At 54.5% G+C, this 5,918-nt stretch carries 4 protein-coding genes; all 4 read left to right on the top strand.

The genetic code is table 11. The features are described 5' to 3' along the window. Positions 1-753: bacteriophage T4 gp5 trimerisation domain-containing protein (locus B0H98_RS16770; RefSeq protein ID WP_422822166.1), on the top strand; the 753-nt coding region annotated here is incomplete at its 5' end. Continuing rightward, positions 738-1,559: a DUF4123 domain-containing protein gene (locus B0H98_RS16765; RefSeq protein ID WP_167392692.1), complete on the top strand. Its 822-nt coding sequence runs from the start codon at positions 738-740 to the stop codon at positions 1,557-1,559. The genes B0H98_RS16770 and B0H98_RS16765, both read left to right, overlap by 16 nt. After that, positions 1,556-4,810 (top strand): hypothetical protein, encoded by a 3,255-nt coding sequence (locus tag B0H98_RS16760; RefSeq protein ID WP_106376209.1) that lies wholly within the window; start codon positions 1,556-1,558, stop codon positions 4,808-4,810. The genes B0H98_RS16765 and B0H98_RS16760 overlap by 4 nt, the downstream gene beginning before the upstream one ends. Positions 4,811-4,833: 23 nt before the next feature. Continuing rightward, entirely contained in the window at positions 4,834-5,835 is a 1,002-nt protein-coding gene (locus B0H98_RS16755) for a tetratricopeptide repeat protein (RefSeq protein ID WP_106376208.1), read from the top strand. Positions 5,836-5,918 lie beyond the last annotated feature (83 nt).

Raw genomic sequence — 5,918 nt, 5'->3', positions numbered from 1 at the left:
CTGGAAGGCGACCCGGACCAGCCGCTGGTCACCGGGCGTACCTATCACGCCGTCAACACCGCCCCGTACCCGCTGCCCGAGCACAAGACGCGCACCGTCATTCGCACCCAAAGCCACAAGGCCGAGGGCTTCAACGAACTGCGCTTTGAAGACGAGGCGGGGGAAGAGCAGATCTGGCTCCACGCCCAGAAAGACCTGGAGCTTCTGACGCTCAACGACCGCACCGAAGAAATCCGCAACGACAGCTTTCTCAAGGTGCACAACGACCGCATCAGCGAGATCGACAATGACGACCACCACACGGTGCACGGCAACCGCTTCGAGCACGCCGAAGGCCAGCAGCACCTGACGGTACAAGGCACGCTGCATATCAACACAGGCCAGGCATGGCTGAGCGAAAGCGGCCGCGAGCTGCACATCAAGGCCGGTCACAAGGTGGTGCTGGAAGCGGGCAGCGAATTGACCCTCAACGCCGGCGGCAGCTTTCTCAAGCTGGACGGCGGCGGCATCACCATTTCAGGCCCCAACGTCAAGGTAAACGCCGGCGGCAGCCCCGGCAACGGCACCGGCCAGGCCGCTGAAGGCCCGCTGCTGCCTGGGCATGCGATGGCGGAGGTGCATGAGGCCATACCGCCCACCTCCCTGCCCAAGCTCAAGGACTACCAGCTCAGCGACGCGGCCATCATGCCGCTGTGCGGCAAGATCAATGATACTCAATGCACGCGCGAGGACTGCCCATGTCTGGCTGGTTGAGTGGTATCGCCGCGCGCTCTCAGATAATCGACAATCTCCCGGCATCAACAGCGGGCAAGCACGGTTTTTTCGTGCTCGATCAACGCCGCTCGCCTGAACAGTGTAGATCGATACTGGGGCTCCCAGGCACGCAGGACTTTTTAACGCTGTTTGCGGGAACAGCGCTTTCACCTCTTTTAGAAGCAAGCCCATGGCTGCTGCAGATAGACCAAGGGAGTGAGGCTTGGCGCTACGCTGAAACGCTTTGCCAAAAACGTCTGGGATGGGCGTGTTTGCCCGAGTCAGACCAAACCCTGCAAAGCCTGGCTGAACATTTGCGCCCCTTGTTCGTGTTGGCCGACCCGCATGGCGGAAAGTCGCTCATTAATGTGCAGCAGCCCGCCGCATGGATGGCGCTACTCGCCAGTGCGCCACTTGGCATTTACGAACACTGGATGAGCCCGTTTCAGCTGGTAGCAACGCCCACGCCACAAGGCCAATGGCTTGTTTGGCAGGCTCAACCCGAAACGTCTAATGCGAGCGATGAAGCGCATCTGACCAACAAGATGGAAGTAGCGCTGAAGGAAAGTCAGCAAGCCTGGTGGTTGAGCCGTATGACGAATAGGCCATTTAGTGATGTACAAGCCTCTTGGTTAATCAAAATGAAGATCTTGATGGAAGCCGGTATTACTCGTTCTGATCATTTAAAACGGCTATTGCCTGTTATAACAGATGAGTGCGAGACGCTTGGTAGTCAAATAGAAGATGTGCTGAATAAGCCGGTTCCATCACGTCAGAAGGTACAGCAACTGGAGCATTTTGTATGAGTGCCTCGCAACCCTCGGAGCGTCGTCTGAACCCTGTGGTGGTCAATGTATTCGAACCACCGGCATCAGAGGGTGAAAGCCCAGGAGAAAATACCTCGCATGTATGCGAGGAAAATTGCTGGGCCGATATTATTTACATACCGGGAACGCGGACATTCTGGTTACTTACTGAAGAGGTTTCAGATGCATTGATGGAGGCATCTGAAACCTTAAGGGAGTGGGCAAACACGGAAGATAAGCAGACTCGTCTTGACCTTCTGACAAATGAGGCTGGTTTAATGGAATGCCTGCTGCCTAGCAGAGCTGAAAGTTTCTTAAACGCGTCCGAGCGCCAGCGATATATTGAAAACTTCAATCGACTGGTCGCGTTAACGTCAGAAGACTTATCGTCAGTACAGCAGCGCATCGCTCATGAGCGTGGTCTAAGTGATGTGCTTTGGGATATGAGTACGCTGGGCTTGTTGGATCACGTTGCTCGTTTTTTTTCGAGTAGTGAAATCAGTAATATTGAAACCCAGCTTCGGGAACTGTACCAGCAAGGAGTAGCGCGGGCAGAGGAGCAAGGTTATTCACTTGAAGGCGAGGCATATTACGGGCCTTGGGAGGAAGAAATCGCTCAAGCCCTGGAGACGTATCGTGTATGCCGGGAGCAGGCGCAGCGTCAGTATCATTTCAATCCGGGCAGCCAGGGGCCTGCTACTCCTTTTTCACTTCAGGACGTTTTGGCAGAGTATCAGCGTTTTATTCAGCTATGCGAATCCAATCCGCCCGTCGAGGCCGCACAGGCTTGCCAATTGGTAGGCTATGTACAGCAATTGAGCGAACAGCAAACAGAGAAGTATCACGATTATCTCGAAAGCATTTTAAAACTCGCTGCACTTGGCATTGCCACGCCAGAGCTTGCACTCTCCAGTGCCTCCGGTGGAGGTCCAAATGTAAAGGGCGGCATAAACGGCTTCGATACCTATTGCCGCTTATTGAGGGAAAGCGCTGAGCTCAATGAATCGGTAGAGCAAAAGCTGAGCGAATGGGAGTCCGGAACGGCAGGCCGTGCCCAACTGCCCGTTTTTCTCTTCGAGCAAGAGCGCCAGCAGTACGCAAGACTTCATGATCAGCTGGATGAGCTGTTTGAAGCGGCCAGCGAAGCGGTCAAGCAGATGAAGCCGGGACGCGTCCTGATATGGAACACGAACCTGAACGACGATCGGCATTCGCTAGGTTACGAAAAACGTAAAATCGAGCGGCTTGTACGCCGCGAATTTCCGCTTCGCGAGTTCAGCTCGCCGCTGGGAGAAAAATCGCTAAGCCACATCAGTTTATGGCAACTGGCGCCTCTGATGTCAGAAGCCGAACGCGAACGTTTGAATCAATCGCTCAGCGCCGACGGCGTACTGCCCGCCACCTTATGGGAAGCGCCTGAAACGGCGTTGACTCAGTGGCTGGCTTCGCGTGGCTGCGAGAGCATCGAGCATCAGCTCAGTTGGCACGAAGATACATTGGGCTTTTTCCAGCCGGACGACCTCTTTTCCTATTTGAAAAATCACCATTACGAGGTGGAGTCACTCACGGGGGATAACAAAACCCGCTGGGGAGAAGCTCTCCAGAAGATACTCTTTACCGGCCCTGGCCGTGAATCGTTGAGGCTTTTTGATGCCAGTGCACAAGCACAAATGCTGCGACTGGTCGGGATGACGCAATTTGATCTTAACGAAGAGCGGACAGAAGATGAGCGTGATGCCCCCTGGAACGCGGAGGCACAGTCCGCCAGCCTGGCATTTTTTGATGGTGAATTGACGTTCGAGGAAAAATCAGGTGCCAACGTCACACACAAAGACCAACTGGAGCTTGCACGGGATACAGCCGGTGAGTGGTCATTGAATGACAAGAGTAAAACCAGTGCAAAGCTTTCTTACGGATGGGAAGGCAAAGGCACCATCAGCTTGGCACGGGGCGAACTCCCTCTGGGACGATTGGTGCTACCTCAAAAATCTCAGGCATTGCCGGTCAGTATTGAATTGGCTGAACGTAACGAAATGCGCAACCTGGGGCGCTATACCGTTGTGCTCGATGCGGTGGCCAAAGGGTTTGCCGGAGCAAGCGCGGTACTTTCAAGCGAGTTGGGCTTTGATTTCGATAAAGATGGGCTAAGCATCACCGGGGTAGATTGGGCCAAGCGCGAAGCCCAAGGCGCAGAGTTCGATGCGTTTGCGGGTGCCAAGCTGGGCATCGAAACACGCTGCGCCTTGCACTGGGAACCACCGGAAAATCTGCAGCGCTTGCTGCCGACACGCGCCGCGTTATCCGAACTTGCCATGCAGGGGTCGAGCCGGTCACTCACGGGATGGCGAAGCCTCGGCAATGCCAAGTTGGGCGGCGAGGTATCCATCGGTATAGGGGCAAAGGCCGGTTTTCTTTTACGTATGCAGGGCGGTAAGTTCACACTCGTCATGAGTGCTCGGTTGGTCGTGGGCAAAGGCGTTGGCGGGTCGCTGGCCATCGACCTGGACGTAGACAGCCTCGATTTGTGGCTCACCATGCTTCACCGCGCCATGGTGGATAACAATTACGTTCAGCCCGAGTGGATCGATGAAGAAGCCTACGAAACCCTTGGGTGTCTCGGCTATCTCGCTGCCACGACGTTGCTGAACGTAGGGCTTCTCGCCGCACGCGGCAAGGCCGGTATTGAGCAGATCTACCGGGCCATGACGGGCGGGCAGAATGCGGGGCCGATTGCTTATGAGATCGTTAATGCGGCTGATAGGGGACAAGGTGAACAATTAGCTAGCTGGATTCAGCAATTAACGCCTGAAGCGTTGGGTGTTTTGTTGTACTTACTAATTAGTGAGCCGCGCGCGTTTGAAGTCGAAGCGCCTGGAAGAGGTAGAAGCCGCGGTAGCGTGGAGTCATTTAATTCCAAGCAAGCATTAGACTTTCAACAGATCGCTATTGCCAACTGCCTGGGCTGGATAGTAGAGGGAGTAACGACGGGCATTTACGGCACGTTATGCCGTTTTAGTCAGCAAGACCCCACTCCTTCGCAGTACCTATTCGCCAAGGCGCTCATTCGGATGAGCGAGGATGGCCAGCCATGGCACGATGACTCGAGGCATGCTTACGAACGCCGTAAACGTGATTTGGAAGGTTTTATGGAGCGATCTTCAGACACGGGTAATCGAGAAGCAAGTATTGCTAAAGGGAATTATCGCCGCTATGTATCAGGTTTAGCAACCGCAGTGTGTGCTACTCAGTAAAGTGATTGACTAAGGATAATCTCATGCGAAAAACTTTTTTAGCTGCACTGGCTGGCTTGCTTTTAGTACCGCTAATTTTGCCGCCTGCCTGGGCCCTTGATGACGAAGCGCAAGCCGCCAAAGAGGAGGGGATGCGGCTTTACGGGATTAGAAAGGCAGATTCAGCTATTCCATTTCTTGAGCAAGCTGCTGAAAATGGCGATGCAGAGGCCATGTACTACTTGGGTGAAGCCAACCGCCGATTGGTGATGGGCAATATGAACCAGGCCGCACTGGACTGGTATCACCAAGCCGCTCAACACGGCGACCCCTACGCCATGCTGCGCCTGTTCGATGGCGGCGCCTGCGAGCTAGGCGACGTTTGCCCGGAAAACGGCGATGACTGGCCGCAGGAGGCACTCGAACTCACGCTGCCTCAAGCGGAAGCCGGCGACCCGGAAGCCATGGCGGCACTTTATTACATTTATTACTACGTGGAAGACTTTGACGAAGAAGAAGCGCTTACGTGGTTGAATCGCGCGGCCGAGGCGGGCAATGCCTGGGCCATGAACACGCTGGGCAGACTCGCACGTGATGAGGATTCTTACAGTAGCGATACTGAGCGTCTGGAGGCTGCGGAGACATGGTTTCGTCGGGCAGCCGAGGCAGGGTATGCGCCAGGGATGAATAATTTAGCAGTAACTCTTGATCAATTGGAGCATTATGAAGAAGCTTGGGATTGGATGATTAAAGCGTCCATGGCGGGACACATTAACGGTAGATTGTGGCAAGTCTCTTGTTACTTGGAGCCTGAAATAAGTGAAAATGAGATGTGCCAAGAAGAAAAGGATATAGTAACAGGCTGGGCAATTCTCCTTGCATTAAAAGAGGAGGTGCCAGGAAGTACCTCCGAAAATGCACTCACTTATTATAGTTATGTCGATACCATCACGCCCGAACAACGCGCAGAGAGTGAGCGCATGAAAGAAGAGTGGCTGAGTCTGGAGCCGCCGCTCTCCTATTTCCCCGAGAAATTTGGCCCCTGATGATGTTACTCCCTCGCGCCGGTCTTCTGGCAACCCTAGCCAGCTTGCTCTTGATGCCGTTAACGCTACCACCAGCCTGGGCG

Source organism: Vreelandella songnenensis (assembly GCF_003002925.1).
Taxonomy (GTDB): domain Bacteria; phylum Pseudomonadota; class Gammaproteobacteria; order Pseudomonadales; family Halomonadaceae; genus Vreelandella; species Vreelandella songnenensis.
The sequence above is the reverse complement of the archived record's forward strand: the minus strand, read 5'-3'. Positions and strand labels throughout refer to the sequence as shown.

Bases quoted from the DNA above. Each gene is read 5' to 3' on its own strand.
- B0H98_RS16765 (WP_167392692.1), top strand. From the start codon at position 738: ATGTCTGGCTGGTTGAGTGGTATCGCCGCGCGCTCTCAGATAATCGAC.
- B0H98_RS16760 (WP_106376209.1), top strand. From the start codon at position 1,556: ATGAGTGCCTCGCAACCCTCGGAGCGTCGTCTGAACCCTGTGGTGGTC.
- B0H98_RS16755 (WP_106376208.1), top strand. From the start codon at position 4,834: ATGCGAAAAACTTTTTTAGCTGCACTGGCTGGCTTGCTTTTAGTACCG.